This is a genomic window from Bacillus sp. PK6-026 (assembly GCF_054161455.1).
The window spans coordinates 1,260,798-1,283,384 of record NZ_CP096418.1; the positions used below are offsets into that span (position 1 = coordinate 1,260,798).

The 22,587-nt window shown below is 44.4% G+C and carries 20 protein-coding genes, 1 pseudogene and 1 other annotated feature; of the genes and pseudogenes, 19 read left to right on the forward strand and 2 right to left on the reverse strand.

What is annotated here, in order from left to right; genetic code table 11:
• Positions 1–26: 26 nt before the first annotated feature.
• The 8 genes from M1D59_RS06335 to M1D59_RS06370 all read left to right on the forward strand — a co-directional run bounded on the left by M1D59_RS06335 (position 27) and on the right by M1D59_RS06370 (position 9,250).
• The gene (locus M1D59_RS06335) at positions 27–815 is read left to right on the forward strand and encodes a DUF2268 domain-containing protein (protein WP_025808298.1); all 789 of its coding nucleotides are present in this window, start codon (positions 27–29) and stop codon (positions 813–815) included.
• A gap of 191 nt (positions 816–1,006) precedes the next feature.
• A complete protein-coding gene (locus M1D59_RS06340) occupies positions 1,007–1,981 on the forward strand; it encodes an ABC transporter ATP-binding protein (RefSeq protein WP_003180594.1) in 975 nt (324 codons plus the stop codon).
• A gap of 42 nt (positions 1,982–2,023) precedes the next feature.
• A complete protein-coding gene (locus M1D59_RS06345; RefSeq protein WP_035339430.1) occupies positions 2,024–3,007 on the forward strand; it encodes an ABC transporter ATP-binding protein in 984 nt (327 codons plus the stop codon).
• 112 nt (positions 3,008–3,119) lie between these two features.
• On the forward strand, positions 3,120–4,763 hold the full coding sequence (locus tag M1D59_RS06350; RefSeq protein WP_003180598.1) for a peptide-binding protein: 1,644 nt from the start codon (positions 3,120–3,122) through the stop codon (positions 4,761–4,763).
• A gap of 78 nt (positions 4,764–4,841) precedes the next feature.
• Positions 4,842–5,792 carry an ABC transporter permease gene (locus M1D59_RS06355; protein ID WP_011197765.1) on the forward strand — a complete coding sequence of 317 codons (951 nt, stop codon included), beginning with the start codon at positions 4,842–4,844 and terminating at the stop codon, positions 5,790–5,792.
• A gap of 19 nt (positions 5,793–5,811) precedes the next feature.
• The gene (opp4C, locus tag M1D59_RS06360) at positions 5,812–6,726 is read left to right on the forward strand and encodes an oligopeptide ABC transporter permease (protein WP_003180601.1); all 915 of its coding nucleotides are present in this window, start codon (positions 5,812–5,814) and stop codon (positions 6,724–6,726) included.
• Positions 6,727–7,018: 292 nt separating this feature from the next.
• On the forward strand, positions 7,019–8,284 hold the full coding sequence (locus tag M1D59_RS06365) for an MFS transporter (protein WP_458117887.1): 1,266 nt from the start codon (positions 7,019–7,021) through the stop codon (positions 8,282–8,284).
• Between the two features lie 213 nt (positions 8,285–8,497).
• A complete protein-coding gene (locus M1D59_RS06370; RefSeq protein ID WP_003180605.1) occupies positions 8,498–9,250 on the forward strand; it encodes a YjbA family protein in 753 nt (250 codons plus the stop codon).
• Positions 9,251–9,494: 244 nt separating this feature from the next.
• Here M1D59_RS06370 and trpS read toward each other — a convergent pair whose 3' ends face one another.
• Entirely contained in the window at positions 9,495–10,487 is a 993-nt protein-coding gene (gene trpS, locus M1D59_RS06375) for a tryptophan--tRNA ligase (RefSeq protein ID WP_023856651.1), read from the reverse strand.
• A gap of 52 nt (positions 10,488–10,539) precedes the next feature.
• Positions 10,540–10,761, reverse strand: a binding site (T-box leader).
• A gap of 459 nt (positions 10,762–11,220) precedes the next feature.
• Here trpS and M1D59_RS06380 point away from each other — a divergent pair.
• The 7 genes from M1D59_RS06380 to spxA all read left to right on the forward strand — a co-directional run bounded on the left by M1D59_RS06380 (position 11,221) and on the right by spxA (position 18,186).
• Complete coding sequence (locus tag M1D59_RS06380; RefSeq protein ID WP_458110495.1) at positions 11,221–12,846, forward strand: peptide ABC transporter substrate-binding protein; 1,626 nt, start codon at positions 11,221–11,223, stop codon at positions 12,844–12,846.
• A 95-nt stretch (positions 12,847–12,941) separates the two neighbouring features.
• Entirely contained in the window at positions 12,942–13,877 is a 936-nt protein-coding gene (locus tag M1D59_RS06385; protein WP_020450932.1) for an ABC transporter permease, read from the forward strand.
• Between the two features lie 4 nt (positions 13,878–13,881).
• Positions 13,882–14,799 (forward strand): ABC transporter permease, encoded by a 918-nt coding sequence (locus tag M1D59_RS06390; protein WP_020450933.1) that lies wholly within the window; start codon positions 13,882–13,884, stop codon positions 14,797–14,799.
• Positions 14,800–14,812: 13 nt separating this feature from the next.
• Complete coding sequence (locus M1D59_RS06395; protein WP_020450934.1) at positions 14,813–15,880, forward strand: ABC transporter ATP-binding protein; 1,068 nt, start codon at positions 14,813–14,815, stop codon at positions 15,878–15,880.
• A 1-nt stretch (position 15,881) separates the two neighbouring features.
• Complete coding sequence (locus tag M1D59_RS06400) at positions 15,882–16,805, forward strand: ABC transporter ATP-binding protein (RefSeq protein WP_023856654.1); 924 nt, start codon at positions 15,882–15,884, stop codon at positions 16,803–16,805.
• A gap of 229 nt (positions 16,806–17,034) precedes the next feature.
• On the forward strand, positions 17,035–17,613 hold the full coding sequence (locus M1D59_RS06405; RefSeq protein WP_003180619.1) for a GNAT family N-acetyltransferase: 579 nt from the start codon (positions 17,035–17,037) through the stop codon (positions 17,611–17,613).
• A 177-nt stretch (positions 17,614–17,790) separates the two neighbouring features.
• Positions 17,791–18,186 carry a transcriptional regulator SpxA gene (gene spxA / locus M1D59_RS06410; RefSeq protein ID WP_003180621.1) on the forward strand — a complete coding sequence of 132 codons (396 nt, stop codon included), beginning with the start codon at positions 17,791–17,793 and terminating at the stop codon, positions 18,184–18,186.
• A gap of 30 nt (positions 18,187–18,216) precedes the next feature.
• Here the strand turns inward: spxA and M1D59_RS06415 are convergent, their stop codons facing one another.
• Positions 18,217–18,879, reverse strand: coding sequence for a TerC family protein (locus M1D59_RS06415; RefSeq protein ID WP_020450936.1), 663 nt, complete (start codon positions 18,877–18,879; stop codon positions 18,217–18,219).
• A gap of 178 nt (positions 18,880–19,057) precedes the next feature.
• Here M1D59_RS06415 and M1D59_RS06420 point away from each other — a divergent pair.
• From M1D59_RS06420 to M1D59_RS06435, 4 genes and pseudogenes are all read left to right on the forward strand, one after another.
• Positions 19,058–19,183 (forward strand): annotated as a pseudogene (locus M1D59_RS06420) (hypothetical protein).
• Positions 19,165–19,803 carry an adaptor protein MecA gene (gene mecA, locus M1D59_RS06425; protein ID WP_003180627.1) on the forward strand — a complete coding sequence of 213 codons (639 nt, stop codon included), beginning with the start codon at positions 19,165–19,167 and terminating at the stop codon, positions 19,801–19,803. Before M1D59_RS06420 ends, mecA begins: the two are co-directional and overlap by 19 nt.
• A 237-nt stretch (positions 19,804–20,040) precedes the next feature.
• Positions 20,041–21,345, forward strand: coding sequence for a glycosyl hydrolase family 8 (locus tag M1D59_RS06430; protein WP_095290031.1), 1,305 nt, complete (start codon positions 20,041–20,043; stop codon positions 21,343–21,345).
• A gap of 221 nt (positions 21,346–21,566) precedes the next feature.
• Positions 21,567–22,583, forward strand: a complete 1,017-nt coding sequence (locus M1D59_RS06435; RefSeq protein ID WP_458117888.1) for a tripartite tricarboxylate transporter substrate binding protein — start codon at positions 21,567–21,569, stop codon at positions 22,581–22,583.
• Positions 22,584–22,587: the final 4 nt, after the last annotated feature.

Genomic DNA, 22,587 nt, shown 5'->3' on the forward strand with positions numbered 1-22,587 from the left:
AATACGTTTGAAAAGGAGTGATTATGGTGAGTATCGAAAAAACAAATGAATGGATGAAGAAGGCTTCATCAATGAAAGAGTTAGCCGAGCGCCTCCTGCACTATTTCAAAGGATCTTCCAAATCAGCAAGTAGATCATTGATCGAACACCTTCAAGCACATGGAATGTTTCGCTTTTGGCCGGATGCTCTGCAGACCATGGCGTCACTTGAAAAAAACGATATATTTCAAGCGGTAGAGCAGGAAGAAAGGATTTTGCAAATGAGATGGAATGGGCCGGATGTTCCGATTTTCATCCTGCCGGTCGATGAAAGAAACCGCAAAATCCGCGTCGAATTCGGCTCGAAATCAGGCCTTGCGTTCAGCGACAAATTATTTTTGTTTTTATCGGCCGATCTTCCCCGTTCATCGATTTCTGCGATCATGACACACGAATATAATCACGTTTGCCGGTTAGAAAATATGCCGAAAGAAGAAAAAAAGATGACGCTGCTTGATACAATCATTCTCGAAGGCATCGCGGAATATGCCGTTTTCGAACGGTTGGGGGAAGCCGAAACAGCTGCATGGACGTCATATTACTCCGAAAAACAGCTTCGTCATTTTCAGGATCGGTTCGTAAAGCCTCATTTCGAGCTGCGCCGACATGATAGCCGACTATTCTCCAATATTTTATTTGGAAAAGGGCATTACCCCGACATGCTCGGATATGCTGTCGGTTACAGTATTGTAAAAAAATATTTATCGGCTCGAAATTTGAAGGTTGCCGACATTTTATCCTTCCCGTCAGAAGACTTTATAAAGCTATCGCTTTAAAATACTAAAATTATGGGATTAAATTAATATTATTACAAAAAATAAAAAAACTCCTTGCTTTTGTAATGATTATGTAATAATATACAACTATAAAATTTTAAGATAATTCAGTCATATTAAGAAAATTCTAAAAAAGTAATATATTAGTTTTTCGTAATATTTAACTTCTGGTCTATGGAAGGGGAATCTGGATGAGCGCATTGCTGGAAGTCAATGACTTAAAAACTTATTTTTTCAGAAAAAAACAGCCGATACCCGCAGTGGACGGCGTCGATTTTTCAATCAAAAAAGGAGAAACCGTGGCGCTGGTCGGTGAATCGGGATCCGGTAAAAGCATCACGTCTCTGTCAATCATGGGACTCGTCGAGGGCTCGGGCGGAAAGATCATGAACGGTTCCATCAAGCTCGAAGGACGGGATCTCGTTACATACAAAGAACAAGATTTATGCAAGATCCGCGGAAATGAAATCTCGATGATTTTTCAGGAGCCGATGACCTCGCTCAATCCGGTTTTGACGATCGGCGAACAAATCACAGAGGTGCTGATCTATCATAAAAAGCTATCGAAAAAAGAAGCTGCCAAAAAAGCGGTAGAATTATTAAAGCTTGTCGGATTTTCGAGGGCAGGCGAGCTGATGAAAGAATATCCGCACCGCCTGTCGGGCGGCATGAGGCAGAGGGTGATGATCGCCATTGCCTTAAGCTGCAATCCGAAGCTGCTCATCGCGGATGAACCGACTACAGCGCTTGACGTCACCATTCAAGCGCAAGTGCTGGAACTGATGAAAGACCTATGCGACAAATTCGATACCTCCATACTTCTCATTACCCACGATCTCGGCGTTGTGTCCGAAATTGCGGACCGCGTGATCGTCATGTATTGCGGACAAGTTGTTGAAAATGCCACAGTAGATGAACTATTCGATGAACCCCTGCATCCCTACACAAAAGGACTGTTAAACTCCATCCCTGTTATTGAAGGCTCCATTGAAAAATTAACAGCCATTAAAGGAAATGTGCCGACACCTGACAACCTTCCGGCCGGCTGCCGGTTTGCTCCAAGGTGTCCGAGTGCGGGCGACAAATGCTGGGGCGCGCAGCCGGACTTGAAGACGCGTCCGGACGGCCGGTCTGTCAGATGTTTTTTATATGAGGAGGGAGAATAAGGGATGACTTCATCAGCTGAACGATTACAGCCCGGAGAGGAAATGAACCCGCAAGAATCCCTTCTGGAGCTGAAAGATGTCAAAAAGTACTTTCCGATCCGCTCAGGGATATTTCAGAAAAAAATCGGCGACGTCAAAGCGGTGGACGGCATCAGCTTTTCGCTTAAACGCGGCGAAACGCTCGGCATTGTCGGTGAATCGGGCTGCGGAAAGTCGACCGCCGGCCGGACGATGATCCGCCTTTATAAACCGACGGCAGGACAGATCTTTTACAAAGGCCGCGACATTTCAAGTTTGTCGGAAGAAGCATTGAGAAAGAGCGTCCGCAAAAACATCCAGATGGTTTTCCAAGATCCGTTTGCCTCACTGAACCCGAGAAAAACGCTGCGTTCCATCATCAAAGAACCCTTCAACACGCATCATATGTACAATTTCAAAGAGCGCAACGAAAAAGCCGAAGAGCTTTTGGCTAAGGTCGGGCTGCACCCGTCGTTTGCGAACCGCTATCCCCACGAATTTTCCGGAGGGCAGCGCCAGCGGATCGGAATCGCGCGGGCGCTGGCTTTAAATCCGGAGCTTATTATCGCCGATGAACCGGTATCCGCATTGGACGTGTCAATCCAGGCTCAAGTGATCAACCTGATGGAAGAGCTTCAGGAAGAATTCAATCTGACATATTTGTTCATTTCCCATGACTTGAGCGTCGTCCGCCATATCAGCGACAGGGTCGGCGTCATGTATCTCGGCAAAATGATGGAGCTGACAGACAAGCATGAGCTGTACGGCAACCCGCTTCATCCATACACGCAGGCGCTTCTGTCCGCCGTTCCCGTCACTAGGAAGAAAGGCGGAACAAAGCGGGAGCGAATCGTTTTAAAAGGCGAGCTGCCGAGTCCCGCCAACCCTCCGAAAGGCTGTGTCTTTCATACGAGGTGTCCGGCCGCAAAAGCGATTTGCGCGGAAGCCGAACCTGCTTTCAAGGAAGTGAAAACAAACCATTTCGTGGCATGTCACCTTTACGAATAAAGGGGAAGGCTGTCACATATTAAATCCTTGAGAGGGGGAATGTCTTCTTTAAAAAACGGGGGTCAATCGGGTGGAAAGAAGGACAACAGTTTAATAAGGGGGAATTCATAAAATGAATAAACGCAAAACAGGATTTTCAATTTTAAGCTTGCTGCTGATCTTATCGATTTTTCTAACGGCCTGCAACAGCGGCGAAGTCGGAGGGGATGAAAAAGAAGGCAAATCTGACGGGAAGCCGCAGCAGGGCGGAGATCTGATTGCTGGATCCACAGGTGAACCGACGCTGTTTAATTCACTGTATTCAACTGATACAGCAAGTTCAGATATTGAAAGACTGATCTACAACACTTTGTTAGACGTTAATGAGAAACTTGAAGTGGAAAACCAACTCGCTGATGAAGTAAAGGAATCGGAGGATGGGTTAACATTCGATGTGAAGCTAAAAGAAGGTGTCAAGTTTCACGACGGTGAAGAAATGACAGCCGACGATGTCGTTTTTACTTACAGCATTCCGATGAGTGATGAATACGTTGGAGAACGCGGCTCAAACTTTAAAATGATAGAGTCTGTCACGAAAAAAGGTAAATATGAAGTGCAGTTTAAATTAAAGAAGCAGGATCCGTATTTTTACAATGTTACACTTGCCAGTTACGGTATTCTGCCTAAGCACATTTTAAAAGATGTCCCAATCAGCAAACTCGGTGAACACGAATTCAATCGAAAGAATCCGATTGGAACAGGACCGTTTAAATTTAAAGAATGGAAAGAAGGACAATATGTAAAGGTTGAGGCTTTTGATGATTATTATGCCGGGCGTCCTCATTTAGATTCGATCACGTATAAAATTATTCCGGATTCAAATGCAGCGCTGTCACAGCTGCAAGCTGGAGATGTCGATTACTTGGTCGTTACACCAGGACCAGACTATAAAACGGCCGAGAAATTTAACAATGTGAAGATGGAAACCGATTTAGGTTTGAATTATACGTATATCGGCTGGAACGAAAGAAATGAGCTGTTTAAGGATAAAAAGGTTCGCCAAGCGCTGACACATGCGCTTGACCGCCAGGCGCTCGTTGACCAAGTTCTAGATGGAGATGGGGAAATCGCGAACATCCCGGAAAGCCCGCTTTCATGGAACTACCCGGATAACAAAGATAAGTTTAAAACGTTTGAATACGATCCAGAGAAAGCAAAAAAACTGCTCAAAGAAGCAGGATGGACAGACTCAGATGGTGATGGGATTTTAGATAAGGACGGCAAAAAGTTTTCTTTCGTTATTAAAACGAACCAAGGAAACAAAACACGGGAAGACCTCGCGGTTGTTGTTCAGCAGCAATTAAAAGAAATTGGGATTCAAGCAAAACCGCAGATTGTTGAATGGAGTGCTTTAATTGAACAAATGAACCCGCCGAATTGGGATTTTGATGCGATGATCATGGGCTGGAGCCTTGCTACGTTCCCTGATCAGAGCAACATTTTCCATTCGAAAGAAGCTGAAAAAGGACTAAACTATGTTTGGTATCAAAATGAAAAGCTTGATAAACTGCTGGATGAAGCTAAAACGTTGAAGGACCGTGAAGAATATAAAAAGGCGTATGAAGATATTTACGAAATTCTGGCGGAAGATCAGCCGTATACATTCTTGTATTATACGAATTACCATAGAGCGATGCCTAAAAATATGAAAGGCTACGTATTCCATCCGAAAGAAGATTTCTATAAAGCCGAAGACTGGTGGCTGGATCAAAAATAACGAGAATCCCTTGAGGGAAGTGTAGCTTGCAGCTTCCTTCCCTTCCTTCTTAATGACTTTTAAAAAAGGGGATAAAAAATGATTACATATATCATTCGAAGGACGCTCATGTCGATTCCAATATTATTTGGTATTACAATTTTGTCATTTGCGATTATGAAAGCAGCGCCGGGAGATCCAATGGCATTGATGATGGATCCGACCATCAGCGCGGGAGACCGTGAAAAATTCATTGAAAAATACGGGTTGGATGAACCTGAACACGTTCAATATTTAAAGTGGCTCGGAAATATGGTTCAAGGTGACTTCGGTACTTCAATCGTTAGAAAAGGAACGCCAGTGACTGATTTGATTATGGCGAGGCTGCCGAATACGTTATTGTTAATGCTCGTTTCAACCATTTTGGCTCTCCTCATATCGATCCCGCTTGGAGTGCTTTCAGCTAGGCGGCCATATTCTAAATTGGATTATGGCATCACATTCACATCATTTATCGGTCTTGCTGTCCCAAATTTTTGGCTTGGACTGATTCTAATCATGTTTCTTGCTGTTAATTTAGGATGGTTTCCAACCGGGGGCGTTATGACTCTGAATGCCGATTTTAGTTTATGGGATCGCATTCATCATCTAATTTTGCCTGCATTCGTCCTGGCGACCGCAGATATGGCGGGACTCACCCGCTACACGAGATCGAGCATGCTTGATGTGCTCAGGCAAGACTACATGCGGACAGCGAGAGCAAAGGGTTTTAAAGAAAATCGTGTCGTGTACAAGCATGGGCTTCGAAATGGTTTGCTTCCGGTTATTACGATCTTTGGTCTGATGATTCCTTCTTTCATCGGCGGAGCTGTCGTTACTGAACAGATTTTCAGTTGGCCAGGACTTGGAAAGCTGTTTGTCGACTCTGCTTTCCAGAGGGACTATCCTGTCATTATGGCAATGACGGTTATTTCAGCCACACTTGTTGTCATTGGGAATTTAGTTGCGGATATTCTTTATGCAATGGTCGATCCGCGGATTGAGTATTAATGAAGGAGGGAATTGATTCATGACACAGACAAATCCATCGACACCTTCGCCGGAGATCACATTGCAGGAAAATGTCGCACCAAAGCCCGAGACAATGACAAAAATCTTTTTTGAAAAGTTTTATAAAAACAAGCTGGCGGTAATTGGAGGAGTTTTATTATTTATTATTATCCTATCAGCGATTTTTGCTCCGGTGATCGCTCCATACCCGCCGGAACAGCAAAACCTTCTGAATAAGCTAAAACCGCCAAGTGGTGAACATCTAATGGGAACAGACAAGTTTGGCCGAGATATTTTCAGCCGTTTACTTTATGGGGCTCGGGTTTCTTTACTTGTAGGCTTTGCCTCTGTACTTGGATCGATTACGATAGGTACGGTGGTCGGCGCAATCGCCGGCTACTTTGGCGGAATAATCGACGCTATTATGATGAGACTGGTGGATATTGTATTATCCATACCCGACATCTTTCTGTTAATCACGCTGGTCACCATCTTCCAGCCGGGCATAGATAAACTGATTTTAATATTCGCCTTGACGAGATGGACGACGACAGCGCGCCTTGTCCGGAGCGAGTTTTTGTCCTTGAGGTCGAGGGAGTTCGTCTTGGCGGCGAAAACGATCGGTACAAGAAATTACAAAATCATTTTTTCTCATATCCTTCCGAATGCGATGGGGCCGATTATCGTTGCCGCGACGCTTTCCGTCGGTACCGTAATCCTTGCGGAATCGGCATTAAGCTATCTTGGATTCGGGGTTCAGCCGCCGATGGCAAGCTGGGGCAACATGCTTCAGGATGCACAGAACTTTACGATCATGATCCAGGCGTGGTGGTATCCGCTGTTCCCGGGCCTGATGATCCTGCTCACTGTGCTGTGCTTTAACTTCTTAGGCGACGGACTCCGCGATGCGCTTGATCCGAAGAATATTAAATGATTTATGCAGTGTATTACAGAGGAAATATTTTAACAAAATGGAAGGTCAATAGATTTAGTTTCAATGAATGTATGTAGTGGACATTGAACGAATGTTTCCTGTTAGTCGATAAAGAACACTTTCATAAATGAGGTACCAAAGGGAATATCATTCGTAAATCTTTGGTATCTCACTTTGTTCAAACAGAAGCAGGTCTTCCAACTCCTGAAGATCTTTTGGAACTGTTAGATGAACAAATGGGCGCTGTAGCAAAAAAATAAATCGCTTTGTTAAATGAATAGAGGTTTTAACGATGTTAAGCGTATTGAAAAATAAAAACTTTTTATTTTTGATATTAGGGCGTTTGGTAACCAATATTGGGGACAGTATGTATACAGTTGCGGCAATGTGGCTTGTGTTTGATTTATCAAAAAGTACATTTTATTCCGGATTAGCTGGTTTTTTGACGATGTTCCCAACTGTTTTGCAACTTTTAACAGGTCCGATTGTTGATAAAGTCAGATTAAATAAAGTTTTGGTTTGGAGTCAACTCATTCAAGCTATTCTGGTGTTGATTATTCCGTTTTTTTATTTCAGTGGATATTTGAACATTTGGATCATCATGATGATTATGCCTCTTATCGTATTCATTGAGCAATTTACTTATCCTGCGCAATCTGCCGCACTGCCTAAAATCATCAAAAGACAAGATCTGGTTAAAGCAAACTCAATTATGTCATTTTCATATCAGGGTACAGATATTATATTTACTGGTATTGCAGGTATTGTGATTGCTTCGGCAGGAGCTATAAGCATATACTTAGTTGACTCTTTCACTTTTTTGTTAGCGGCGCTGTTTTTTAAGTGCGTAAAATTAGAACAAAAAAATGAGATAGAACATAAGCCCCGATTCCACTTCAAAAAAGTCATACACAATTATACAACGGATATAAAAGAGGGATTTACACTCATTCGTCATTCCCTCATTCCAAAAATCCTCTTGGGCTCGATGATTTCCAATTTCATGCTTAGTGCGACGATTGTGATTTTGCCAAGCTTCTCTTCGATTAGAGGAGGAGAAGAATACTATGGATATTATTTGGCTTCCATGTCATGCGGTTTACTGTTAGGTTCAATATTCGCAACAGTGTTTGGCCGATTCTCGATAGGATCACTTACGATATACGGATTTTTCATTTCAGGGGTTTTATGGAGTATTTCGGCGATCGCCACCTCTTCATACATATCGATTATTTTATTTGGTTTGTCTCAAATATCCATCGGCGTGACAAACGTCATTTTCATGTCCATTTTGCAAAGCATACTGCCGGAAGAGTTTATAGGGAGAGTTTTTTCTTTTATCGCAAGTTTGACAAGCATAGCAGCTCCTTTTGGATCTTTGCTGGGAGGGTTTACCGCGTCATTGATCGGCAGCGATAAGGTTTTCTTTATAGGAGGAATTGCCATGCTGTTTGTATCTGTTTATTGGGTGTTTCAGTCTTCTTTAAGATCAATTCCTTCATCAGAAAAAATAAACGCTAAAGAATACAGCTTTTTTACAAACGTGTTGAATAAATAATGTGTGAATTGCTTCATTCAGTCATCATGATTTTGCCCATTGTCTGGACTCCGCGATGCGCTTGATCCGAAGAATATTAAATAAAAAGCTGAGGGATGTAAGCCCTTGGCTTTTTTTGATAGCGATTGCCATAATCTCATCCGCTTGGAATAAATTCCTTCCCCCTTGCCTATACTGTGGACAACAGTTTTTATTAAAAGTGAGGGGTTAGAAATGTTGTTTCTTCATGATGTGTGGGTGAATTGGTTTGAGGGAGAAGAAAATGGCTACAACGTCTGCCACTTTCATGAATGGCGGAAGGAAGACAGTGTTGAATTGCTTGACCAGGTGCCTTTGTTAAGGGTGTCGTCCGTTTTGTTTCACTACATAGAAAATGATTTGTCAGAGCTTCCGGCCGAATTATTGAACGAGGTTCATCAAAAAGCGTATATTCGTAAAAATCATGAGCGGACACAGCTTGATCATTGTTTTGTCGTAACGGATGGCATTGGTATTCTCGCGGTCGATACGGCCGGTTACACAATACCGGTAAGAAAAAGCCGCCTCATTCCGAGACAGGAGCAGCTCGTTTATGAAATGGTGAAGGACGTTGAAGCGGAAACTTACGAGTTTGCACCAGAGAAGCTGCAATCTTCCAAAGAATACCATATTTTATCTTTATCACCGGAGCATGTCAGAGGATTAACGAGAAAAGAACGCCAGCTCAAACAGCTGCTGTTCATGGCGCTCGATCAGCTCAAAGGGCTCCAAAACCGGGCCGAGATCGCTTATTGGTACACCGAATGGAATCCGTATATGTATGAACAGATCAAGCGCATGACATTTGAAGAAATCTGGGACATGCTTTTCAATGAGACGATCGACGGATGGTCAGACAAACACAGGGACTTTTGTGAAAATTTGATTAAAGGACAGCCGTTTTTTGAAAAGCTTTGGGAAATTGAGAATGAGTCTAAAGTCAACTAAATTAAGAATCAAGACTGCCGGAAGTGCGGCGGTCTTTTTATTTGTAAAAGCGAAAATTCTATATTGAAAAATAAAAAATATGAGCTGTCTTTCTGACAAAGCGGTCAATGAAGGACTGGAGACATGTGTTTTGAATCATTTATTATAGAAATATCGTGATCCGGAGGCAAGTGAATGCGGAGCTGCGGCTGTTCTCTATGAAAAACACCTTCCGATTATCGTACAATCGGAAGGTGTTTTTGGATCAGCGTCTTTTTCGGCCGAGTCCCATCGCGTTTTCCATTTTTTTCAGCATCTTGTTTGCTGTTTGATTTGCGCGTTCGGCGCCTTCGTCCAAAATCCGGTCCAGCTCTTCAGATTCGATCAATTCGTGGTAACGGTCTTGAATCGGTTTCAGCGCGCCGATGACGACTTCGGCAAGGTCTGATTTAAATTCGCCGTAGCCTTTGCCTTCGTATTTTGCTTCAAGCTCTTCGATTGAGACTTGTCCGAGAATCGAATAGATCGTCAGAAGGTTGGATACACCGGGTTTGTTTTCTTTATCATATTTGACGATTCCGTCGGAGTCCGTGACAGCGCTTTTGATTTTTTTCTCAAGCTGTTTTGGTTCGTCGAGCAGGGTGATGAACGCTTTTTGGTTCGGATCGGATTTGCTCATCTTTTTGAGCGGGTCGGCAAGTGACATAATGCGGGCGCCGACCTTCGGTATTTTAACCTCCGGAACCGTAAAAATGTCATTATATTTCTTATTGAAACGCTCCGCCAAGTTCCGGGTTAATTCAAGATGCTGCTTCTGATCTTCTCCGACAGGGACGACGTCTGTTCCATAAAGCAGAATGTCCGCCGCCATTAATGGAGGATATGTCAAAAGCCCGGAGACGACGGCTTCTTTTCCGGCTGATTTATCTTTGTACTGCGTCATGCGCTCAAGCTCGCCGATGTAGGCGACACACTGGAGCATCCATCCCGCCTGGGCGTGTGCAGGCACTTCCGATTGGATAAACAGCGTCGCTTTTTTCGGATCGAGGCCGATCGCCAAATACAGCGCGGCAAGGTTCCGGATGTTCTTTCTCAGCGCGAGCCGGTCCTGCGGGACTGTGATCGCGTGCTGATCGACGATGCAGAAGTAACAGTTGTAGTCATCCTGCAAGTCGACAAACTGCTTCATCGCTCCGATATAGTTGCCGAGGGTGACAGAGCCGCTCGGCTGGATACCGGAAAAAATCGTTTTTTTCATGTGAATCCCTCTTTCCATTTCAAAATAAAAAGGCCCATTCTTCCCTTAAAAGAAAAGGGACGAATGAACCGTGGTGCCACCCTGATTATTTCATTATGGTCAAAATGAAATCGCTCTAGACGTTTGTAACGGAGTCTTCTCCGGCTGAGCCTACTTATCCGTGTTCGGTCAGCTGCTCCGAAGCCCATTCCACATTCGCCATTATCCGCTCCCAGCACCTCGGACTCTCTTTAAATGGGGAAAAATGTGTACTCTTCTTCTTCATCGCATGTTATTCATAATTTTATTATATATAAATTTTAAATGAAAGTCGACAGCCTTGGGGAAAAGAAAACGAATACCGGGCTGAATAAAGTTGGCGCGGCGGCATCTGGTTCGATATAAAGAATGGTTAATGTTATACGTGTAAAACGTTTTAACCTGTAAAACATAAACTTTCGTATTAAAGTGGTTACGCTTTAAAACAGAGAAGTGTATTTGTACATTTGGCAGAAAACCTGACAATCATAAATAGTTTGAATAAAAAAATAATTGAAAATTAATATTGCAATAAATTATTCTATTAATTATAATGAATTTGTTCACCTCGGTGTTACAGGTTTCTTACATAACAAATATTCAGAAAAGACAAAACAGAGGAAAAAGTATGGCAAGTGGGCCTATTACTTTTTTATGATAAATCTGAATGTTCAGGAGTAAGGAACTAAAAAACAAGAAATTGGGGGGTTTCTCTTTGAAGAAGCGTTTGTCATTTATCAGTTTAATGCTCATTTTCACACTCGTCCTCAGCGCCTGCGGCTTCGGCTCAAGCTCCGGTGACGGCGGTAAAAAAGACAGCAAAGGGAAAGACACATTAAATGTCAACATTAAAACAGAACCGTTTTCACTACATCCGGGACTCGCAAACGATTCGGTGTCTGCAAACGTGCTTCGTCAGACTTTTGAAGGATTGACGACAATCGGTAAAGATGGAAAGCCGGTTGAAGCGGCAGCCGAAAAAATCGAAGTCAGCGACGACCAAAAATCATACACATTCACGCTCCGCGACGCGAAATGGTCAAATGGAGATCCTGTAACAGCAGAGGATTTTGAATACGCATGGAAATGGGCGCTCGACCCTAAAAACGAATCGCAATATGCGTATCAGCTTTACTACTTAAAAGGCGGGGAAGCAGCGAACACCGGCAAAGGGAAAATTGAAGATGTCGGCGTTAAAGCTGTTAATGATAAGACTTTAAAAGTCGAGCTTGAAAAACCGACACCGTATTTTACTGAACTGACAGCATTCTACACATATATGCCAGTCAATAAAAAGGTAGCAGAGAAGAATGCGAAATGGTACACAAACGCAGATGAGAACTACGTATCTAACGGACCTTTCAAAATGGCGAAATGGAAGCACGGCGGAAACATCGTGCTGGAGAAAAACGACCAGTACTGGGATAAAGACGCTGTTAAGCTGAAGAAAATCAATATGGCGATGGTCAACGATCCGAACACTGGTCTGAACATGTACAAAAAAGGCGAGCTAGACTTTGTAGGACAGCCGCTTGACCAGATTTCAACGGATGCGATTCCAAGCCTGAAAAAAGAAGGCCTGAACATTGATCCGTTCGCATCGGTTTACCTGTACAAATTCAACACTGAAGCGGCTCCGCTGAACAATGTCAACATCCGTAAGGCGCTGACATACGCGATCAACCGCGAAGCGATCGTCAAAAACATCACGCAAGCGGAACAGCTGCCTGCGATGGGATTAGTGCCGCCGGCAGTTCACGGTTTTGAGTCCAATAAAGGCTATTTCAAAGACCATGATGTTGATAAGGCGAAAGAATACTTGGAAAAAGGCTTGAAAGAGCTCGGTTTGAAAAAAGCGTCAGACCTTCCGAAAATCACGCTTTCCTTCAACACGGATGAAGCACACCAAAAAATCGCTCAAGCCGTTCAGGAAATGTGGAACAAGGAACTGGGCTTAGATGTGGAACTAGGCAATGAAGAATGGAACGTATACATCGATAAGCTCCATGCAGGAAACTATCAAATCGGCCGTTTAGGCTGGACCGCCGACTTTAACGACGGAATGAACTTCCTTGAAACATACCGCGACAAAGAAGGCGGAAACAATGATACGAACTGGGAAAACGCAAAGTATAAAGAGCTGCTGAATAAAGCATCGAGAGAAACTGATTCAGCGAAACGCATCGAGCTGATGAAAGAAGCAGAAAGCATCATCATGGATGAGCTGCCGGTCGCACCGATCTACTTCTACACAATGCCGTATCTTCATGATGAAAGCTTAAAAGACTTTGTTCTAACTGGTACTGGTGAGATCTATTTCAAAACCGCGCATTTTGAATAAAATTGCATGAAAGTATATGGGGCTTAGACTTTCCCCCCATATACTTTTATTTATGAAAAGAAGTTAATAGACTGAATATTCGGAGGTGTGTAAAATTGATTAAATTTTTAGGCCGTCGTCTTGTTTATATGTTAATTTCTCTCTGGGTTATCGTCACAGCTACCTTCTTCCTGATGAGAGCGATACCGGGCGGACCCTTTTCAGGCGAGAGGAAACTTCCCCCTGCAATTGAAGCCAGTCTCAATTCCTACTATGGTTTAGACCAGCCTCTTTTTAAACAATATCTCGATTATTTAGTATCGGTAGCAAAGTGGGATTTCGGGCCGTCATTTAAATATAAGGGACAAACTGTGAACGACTTGATCAGCTCAGGTTTTCCGATTTCTTTTACACTTGGATTGGAAGCGATTTGCCTTGCGCTCGCTTTCGGCGTATTGTTCGGCGTGATCGCCGCGCTGAAGCGAAACAAGTGGCAGGACTACACAGCGATGATCATTGCGGTTGTTGGGATCTCTGTTCCGAACTTCATCATGGCTGCACTTCTTCAATACGTGCTGGCAATGAAGCTGGGCATGTTCCCTGTCGCACAATGGGAGTCATGGGGACATACTGTGCTTCCTGCCATCGCAGTCGCCTCGATGCCGATGGCGTTTATCGCCCGTTTGACGCGTTCGAGCATGCTTGAAGTGTTGAGCAGCGACTATATCCGCACGGCACGTGCAAAAGGTTTGAGCACACCGGCCGTTACGTTTAAGCATGCGATACGAAATGCCATCATGCCGGTTGTTACATATATGGGGCCAATGGCGGCGTCCATTTTGACAGGAACGTTTGTCGTCGAAAAAGTATTCGGTATACCGGGACTCGGCATGCACTTTGTCACCAGCATTACGAACCGAGACTACACGGTGATCATGGGTGTTACCGTCTTCTTCGGGGCAATCTTGCTGCTTTGCGTCTTGATTGTCGATCTTTTATACGGCTTAATTGATCCGCGCATTAAACTGTTTGGCGCTAAGAAAGGGGAGTAAGAGGATGCAGCAAATACCAAAAGACATGTTTGAACCTGCAGCTGTTGACCATAGCGAAGCCGAAAAGATCTCAAAGAAAAACCTTTCATTTTGGACAGACGTATTCTTGAGATTTAAAGAAAACAAGCTGGCGCTGTTTGGACTGGTGGTTCTGATCCTGATCGCTCTGATGGCTATTTTCGCGCCGGTATTCTCAAGCTTTCAATATGAAGAAACGGATTTAACGAATGCGAACCAGCCGCCGAGCGGCGAGCACTGGTTTGGAACAGATGACCTTGGAAGGGACGTATTCGTCCGTACATGGGTCGGCGCACGCATCTCGCTGACAATCGGACTGGCTGCCGCGCTGATCGACGTTTTGATCGGTGTGATATGGGGTGCGATATCAGGCATCAGAGGCGGACGTACTGACGAAATTATGATGAGAATTGCAGATGTTTTATGGGCGATTCCTTCCTTATTAATGACGATCCTGCTGCTCGTAGTGATGGGAAAAGGCTTGATCACGATGATCGTCGCGATGGTTATTACGGGATGGATCAACATGGCAAGAATCGTCCGTGGACAAGTACTCCAGCTCAAAAATCAGGAGTTTGTGCTCGCCTCAAGAACTTTGGGAGCGAAAAACTCGCGCATCATCAGAAAGCACTTGCTGCCCAACATTATGAGCCCGATCTTGGTCACCATGACATTAACCGTGCCTACGGCTATTTTCTATGAAGCGTTTTTAAGCTACCTCGGCCTCGGGGTTCCGCAGCCGCTTGCAAGCTGGGGAACGATGGCTACAGACGGTGTGCAGGGATTGGAGTATTACCCGTGGCGCCTGTTCTTCCCGGCTACTTTTATCTGTCTGACCATGTTTGCATTCAACGTTATCGGCGACGGACTGCGCGACGCTTTAGATCCGAAGCTGCGTAAATAAAGGAGTGAGAAAGATGAAACACTTACTTGAAGTGAAAGATTTAGCCATTTCTTTTAAAACATACGCCGGAGAAGTACAGGCGATCCGCGGAGTCAACTTTCATGTTGACAAAGGAGAGACGCTTGCGATCGTCGGAGAATCCGGATCAGGCAAAAGCGTCACTTCGCAGGCGATTATGAAACTGATTCCGATGCCGCCGGGCTATTTTAAAAACGGACAAATTTTATTTGACGGACAAGACCTGGTTCCGAAAACGGAAAAACAAATGCAGTCAATCAGGGGAAAAGAGATCGGCATGATCTTTCAGGATCCGATGACTTCTTTGAACCCGACGATGAAAGTCGGCCGTCAAATCACAGAAGTGCTGTTTAAGCATGAAAAGATCTCAAAAGAAGAGGCCAATAAGCGGGCGGTAGAGCTTCTCAGCCTGGTCGGAATTCCGATGCCTGAACGCCGCGTCAACCAGTATCCGCACGAATTCAGCGGTGGGATGCGGCAGCGCGTCGTTATCGCGATGGCGCTTGCGGCCAATCCAAAGCTTTTAATCGCGGACGAACCGACGACAGCTCTTGATGTGACGATTCAGGCGCAGATTTTAGAGCTGATGAAAGAATTGCAGAAAAAGATCGAGACATCCATCATTTTTATTACGCACGATCTCGGCGTTGTCGCGAATGTCGCAGACAGAGTCGCCGTCATGTACGCGGGACAAATTGTGGAGATCGGTACGGTCGACGAGATTTTCTACAACCCGAAGCATCCGTATACATGGGGGTTGTTGGCATCAATGCCGAGCCTTGACAACGACGGTGATGAAGAATTAATGGCGATACCGGGCTCTCCGCCTGATTTGACCAATCCGCCGAAGGGCGATGCCTTTGCATTAAGAAGCCCTTACGCAATGAAAATCGATTTTGAACAAGAACCGCCGATGTTTAAAATATCTGATACACACTATGTGAAGTCATGGCTTTTGCACCCGGACGCTCCAAAAGTTGAGCCGCCGGCCGCTGTCAAAAGCAAGATGAAGGAGTTTAAAAATCAGTATGAAAAACCGGTTGAAGTGAAAGAAGGTGAATGATGTGGCAGAAAAACTGCTCGAAATCAAGAATTTAAAACAGCACTTTTCAACGCCGAAAGGGATTGTGAAAGCTGTTGACGGAATCTCTTTTGACATTTTCAAAGGAGAGACGCTCGGTCTTGTCGGTGAATCCGGCTGCGGAAAGTCGACGACTGGCCGTTCGATCATTCGTTTGTATCAAGCGACTTCCGGAGAAGTCTTGTTTAAGGGAAAGAATGTCCACGACAAAAAGTCTGCCAAGGACCTTCTCGAATTCAACCGGAAGATGCAGATGATTTTTCAGGACCCGTATGCTTCCTTGAATCCGCGGATGACGGTTGCCGACATCATCGCAGAAGGAATTGACATCCACGGTTTGGCCAAAACGAAAAAAGAGCGGCTTGAGCGCGTTCATGAACTCCTCAAACTCGTCGGCTTAAATAAAGAGCACGCGAACCGCTATCCGCACGAATTTTCCGGCGGACAGCGCCAGCGGATCGGAATCGCAAGGGCGCTTGCTGTCGAGCCGGAATTCATCATTGCCGATGAACCGATCTCCGCTCTAGACGTGTCCATTCAGGCGCAAGTCGTCAATTTAATGAAGGATTTGCAAAAGGAAAGAGGGCTTACATACCTTTTCATCGCTCACGATCTGTCGATGGTCAAATATATCAGCGACAGGATCGGCGTCATGTATTTTGGGAAGCTTGTTGAATTGGCGCCGGCAGATGAACTGTATGAAAATCCGCTTCATCCGTATACACAATCATTGCTTTCCGCCATTCCGCTCCCTGATCCGGATTATGAGCGTACGCGCGTGCGGAAGACGTATGATCCAAGCGTCCACCAGCTGAAAGGCGACGAACAGATGGAGCTTCGTGAAGTAAAGCCCGGCCATTTCGTCATGTGTACAGAGGAAGAATTTAAAGCCTATCAAACCAAATAAACGAAGCAGGAAGACAGCCGTCACAAGGCTGTCTTTTTTTTATGCCGAACAACCGCCGGCAATTTTTTGAGAAAAAATTTGAAACCTTCGCGGGAGACAACCGTCTTAGTATATGTAGGTAACATGCTCAGCTTCACTGAAGCTCCTTTCTAAAAAGATTTTGTTTAAACTAAAAAGAAAGCGGGTATATCTAAAGTGTGAAATTAGAACATCCATAAGGAGCAAATCAATGAACTGGTATGAGAAGCTTAGCGAGTATTTCCCAATTGAAGAAATGAAATCAAAAGAGCACATGGAAGCATTGTTAAAGGAACAAAACGATATTTACCATAAAGAAGAAGGCCGTCATCATGTGTTGATGTACGCCGAATTCGACTCTTTTATTTTCATCGACTATTTATTCGTTTCTAAAGACGCGCGAGGACAGGGACTTGGTTCCAAGCTGATTGAGAAGCTGAAAAAGAAAAACAAACCGATCCTCCTCGAAGTCGAGCCCGTGGATGAAGATGATGCCGATACGGCGAAACGTCTTAAATTTTATCAAAAGGAAAACTTTAAACACGCTGAGTCGATTGGTTACCGTCGCCGGTCACTCGCAACCGGCAAAGTGAACAAAATGGAGATTTTGTATTGGTCTCCAAAATCAAACACAGAGAAAGAAGTGTTTGACGCGATGAAAGAAACGTACGAAAAAATCCATACATACAAAGATGAGAAGTGGTATGGAGAATCTTATGAAGATGTGGATGACGTCCTTACGATTGTTGACGATCATAAACAAAAAAACATTTTCGATGAATTGAGCTAAATGAGAATAACAGATGGCATAAAAAAGCAAAAGTCGCTGGATTGTCAAAAAATTTCTGTTACAGACTGTTCACACTTACTTTTTTATAGTATAATACTCAATAAAGATTACTTTTTTAGATTTATTTCAATTTAAGAATACGCTAATTTCATTCTACTTTTTAAGGAGTGAAGCAATATGGTTACATTATATACATCCCCAAGCTGCACGTCTTGCAGAAAGGCGCGCGCATGGTTAGAAGAACATGATATTCCGTATACGGAAAGAAATATTTTTTCAGAGCCTTTATCAATTGATGAAATAAAAGAGATTTTACGAATGACGGAGGACGGAACAGACGAAATTATTTCAACCCGTTCCAAAGTGTTCCAAAAATTGAACGTCAACCTTGAAACAATGCCGCTTCAAGAGCTGTACCAGCTCATCAATGAACATCCGGGCCTTTTGCGCCGTCCGATCATCATTGACGAAAAGCGCCTGCAGGTTGGATACAACGAAGACGAAATCCGCCGCTTCCTGCCGCGCAAAGTGCGCACATTCCAGCTTCGTGAAGCGCAGCGTCTCGCAAACTAAAAGAAGGCTGAATTTTTCAGCCTTCTTTTTTTAATGCTTTTCACTCGTCTGTTCATAATAAATACTGGCTAGAATCACAAAAATCACCGTCAGGACGGGCAGCAGCATTTCGAGGGTGCTATGCTGCGCCATAAAGGAAGACAACTCCTGCTCCCTGACGATCATTTCGCCGCCGGTATAAGCGAGCAGTCCGCTTCCCGCGTATATGAAGAGCGGAAACTTTGCAAGGGCCGCTTGAATCAGCCTGCTGCCCCAAATGATGACCGGGACGGAGACCATCAAGCCGACAACGACTAGCATCAGGCGTCCGTGCGAAGCTCCAGCGACCGCAATCACATTATCGAGCGACATGAACAAATCGGCAATCACGATGATACGGATCGCCTTAAATAAAGATGTCCCGCCTTTGACATGCTGGGCATCTTTTTTCTCAATCAAAAGCTGATATCCTAAGTACAACAGGAAGATTCCTCCGATAAATTGCAGATAAGGAACCGCGAGCAGGTACACTGCTGCCATTGTTAGCGCGATTCTCATCATGATGGCGATCAATGTGCCGATGATGATCGCTTTTTGTCTTTGCCGTGGAGGCAAATGACGGCTTGCCATTGCAATCACAACAGCGTTGTCGCCGCCAAGTATGAGATCGATTCCGATGATCACAAGGAACGACATCAGTACATCGTGTTCCATCAACTGGCACCTCGCTTTGCCTTTGCATCGGGACTTGCCTAAAAGGCACCCGCTTCTACAGCTGCTGCTTGTACAACTAATATATGAAGCAGGCCGGAAAATATGTTAGCTTGGCCTTGGAGGCGTTTTTATTTCTTTTCCGCCTTTTTTATCATAAAATAGAAAATAAAGATTGATCATGGATAAGGTTAAGAAGTGGACGTAATGGGTAAAGTGTAGTAAAGTACAATTAATTGGGAGCTTAGTTATCCCTTCAACATCTTACAAAGAAGGGAAGGTTGGCAAATGGAAATCGAAAGAATAAACGAACATACGGTTAAGTTTTATATTTCCTACGGTGATATCGAAGACCGCGGGTTTGACAGAGAAGAAATTTGGTACAATCGAGAACGCAGTGAAGAGCTTTTTTGGGAAATGATGGACGAAGTGCACGAAGAAGAAGAGTTTGCCGTTGAAGGCCCCCTTTGGATTCAAGTGCAGGCCCTTGATAAGGGATTGGAAATCATTGTGACAAGAGCTCAGCTGTCCAAAGACGGACAAAAGCTGGAACTGCCGATTCCTGAAGATAAAAAACAGCATGTAGCAGAAGAAAGCCTTGATGCTTTGCTTGACGACTTTCAAAAAGAAGAGCAGGCAGAAGAGCAGAAACTGCAGTTTGTTTTAAAGTTTGACGATTTTGAGGATTTAATCTCACTGTCAAAAATGTCTATCAGCGGCTGCCAAACGACATTGTACTCTCACGAGAACCGCTATTATTTATTCGTGGATTTCAGTGAACTGCCTGATGAAGAGGTGGAAAACCAGCTGAGCATTCTGCTGGAGTATGCCTCAGAATCAAAGACGACGATTCATATGCTGAAAGAGTATGGAACACTGATTGCAGCGGATCATGCTCTTCATACAATAAAAAAGCACTTCGCATAAAAAAGCCGGTTTCTTTTGAAGCCGGCTTTAACTTTCTGGAACAAATATAACAAAGAGCTTCAATTCTCCACAACTTCCCTCCTCCCGTTCTACATCTTTCAAACGGCTCACCACTTTCAAAAGAAAACGATCATTTCGGACCAAACCAAATAGGGTCAATCTGATCTATACACTTCCAGTTTCATTGATTAAGATGGATTGGTGTTATGACAAATTTTGAAAGGTGAGATTGATTTGATGCGAAAAAGTTTAAAATGGATCATGGCTGTCTTTATTGGTTTAACATGTTTTTGTGCCGCTTATTCTCAAACAGCCATGGCAGCCGTACATTCCAAGACTCCGGATATTCTCGGAACAACGGGTAAAAACAATTTGAATCAGGCCTATAAAAAATACTTTGATACAAAAGGCGATGGTAAAGGCGGATCGCTGTTTCATTATATGAAGGACGGTTCAGCTTACATCGCTTCGACGACGGACGATAACCTGGGCAATGGCTACTACAGCGTCAAAACAGAGGGTATGAGTTACGGGATGATGATTACGCTGCAAATGAATGATGAGTATAAGTTCCAAAAGCTGTGGGATTTCGTCCGTAAATATATGCGCCATTCCGACAGAAGCGACAGTTTGTACGGCTACCATAGCTGGCATATGAAAACGAACGGCTCAGACGTGCAAACCATTGATCAGAATGTTGCATCTGACGGCGAGGTCTGGTTTGCGGCAGCGCTCATGATGGCATCTGGCCGCTGGGGAGATAAAAAATACCCGTACGATTACAAAGAGCGGGCTCAAGACATGCTTGACGCTTTGGCCGGTGATGGAGAATACGCCAACACAGGTAAGGAATCGCGAGTGTTTATTAAAAACAGCAAGGATCAGCGCTATGCGATGGTTCGATTCGGCCCTTATGTCAATTGGACGGACCCATCCTACCACGTTCCTGCTTTTTTCGAGTTGTTCGCTAAAAGCGCCAGAAGCAGCCAGCAGTATTTTTGGAAAGATGCAGCAAACAAATCTCGAACATACTTGTCAGAAACAACGTTTAAAAGCGTGTTAAATAACGGATCAACCGTCACCAATGCGGCCACAGGGCTGTTTCCCGATGAAGCCGGCTTTGACGGCGTAAGCGATGCGGCTCATTCCTCAACGGAAACAGACCGAAATTTCAGCTATGATGCTTGGCGGACGGTGTCTCATATCGCTATGGATCATACACTTTGGTCCTCGGCAGATAACGCATATCGCGCCAGCGAGCAAAAAGCGGTTAACAAGTTCTTGACGTTTATGAAACGGGAAAACTACGGGAGAACGGCCCATGAATATACGCTGAATGGGACGGCCGTCAAAAAAGGAAGCCCGGTTGGCCTGATCGCCGCCAATGCGGGCGGCGCGACTGCAGCAAGCGATGCATCATTAAGGACGGGATTTGCCAATGCGTTTAACAGCACATATATTCCAGAAGATTATTACGGATCATGTCTTTACATGCTAAACAGCCTTGTGGCAAACGGCAAATTTGCGATGTACCTTCCTTAAAAAATGTAATATCAAATTGAAAGACTGACCCTTCTCTGCGGAGAGGGGTTTTTAATTGGTCAGAAGTTGATCCCATAATTATCCTTTAACAAAAATTACATCTCTATTTGAGGAAGATTTTTGTGAACTTTATGAACAAAAAGAATATTATGCAGTTAAACTGTGCACGAAAAGTCGAGGAAGCTATAATGAAAGCGATTACAATGAAGGGGGAGCACAACATGACAAAGAGGGGTAGATGTTACGGCTTTACAATTTTGCTTGTGTTTGCGCTGATTTTGGGAGGATGCGGCGGAAACACGGCTTCAAATAAAGCCGCGAACGAAAAAGACTTTAAACCTTCGAAAGCAATTGAGGTCGTTGCGCCTGCCGGAGCCGGCGGGGGATGGGATACAACGGCCAGAACGATCTCGAAAATTATGGGTGAAGAAAAATTGATTGAAAAGATGGCTGTCGTCAATAAACCGGGCGGCGGGGGAGGGTCGGGATGGTCGTATGTCCACCGCAAAAAAGGTGATAACCATACGTTGTTTGTTACATCTCCGCCGATTTTGTTCGTGCCTTTAAACGGACAATCCCAGTACGGTCACAATGATTTTACGCCGATCGCAAGCGTGATTGCCGACTACGGAGCGTTTGTTGTTCATAAAGATTCGCCTTATCAGTCGATGACAGATCTTGTGGATGCGCTGAAAAAAGATCCGAAAAAAGCCTCTATTGTAGGGACGTCTTCTCCGGGAAGCATGGACCACATGCAATTTGTCAGCGCTGTTCAAAAGGCTGGCGTTGATGCGAAAGAGCTGAAATACATTACGGCGCAAGACGGCGCCGGGATGAGCATGCTGCTCGGTAAAAAAGCCGACGTCTACTCGACGGGTGTCGGTGAAGCGGCCGAACAGGCGCGAGCCGGAAAAGTCAGAGTGCTGGCCATCACCGCTCCCGAACGCATGAAAGGAGATACGGTCAAAGATTTTCCGACCTTAAAAGAGCAGGGAATCGATGATGAATTTACGGTCTGGAGAGGATTTATGGGACCTCCGGGGATGAGCGAGTCCGCCGTAAAATATTATGAAGAAAAAATCAAAGAGATGATGGAAAAAGTCAGCTGGAAATCGATTCGGGACAGCTATGGATGGACGGATAAGTTTATGGGCCATCAAGAATTCAAAGACTATCTTGACGCTCAATATAAAGAAATGGAAGCGCTCCTTGATGATATCGGATTGGGTGGCAAATAAAATG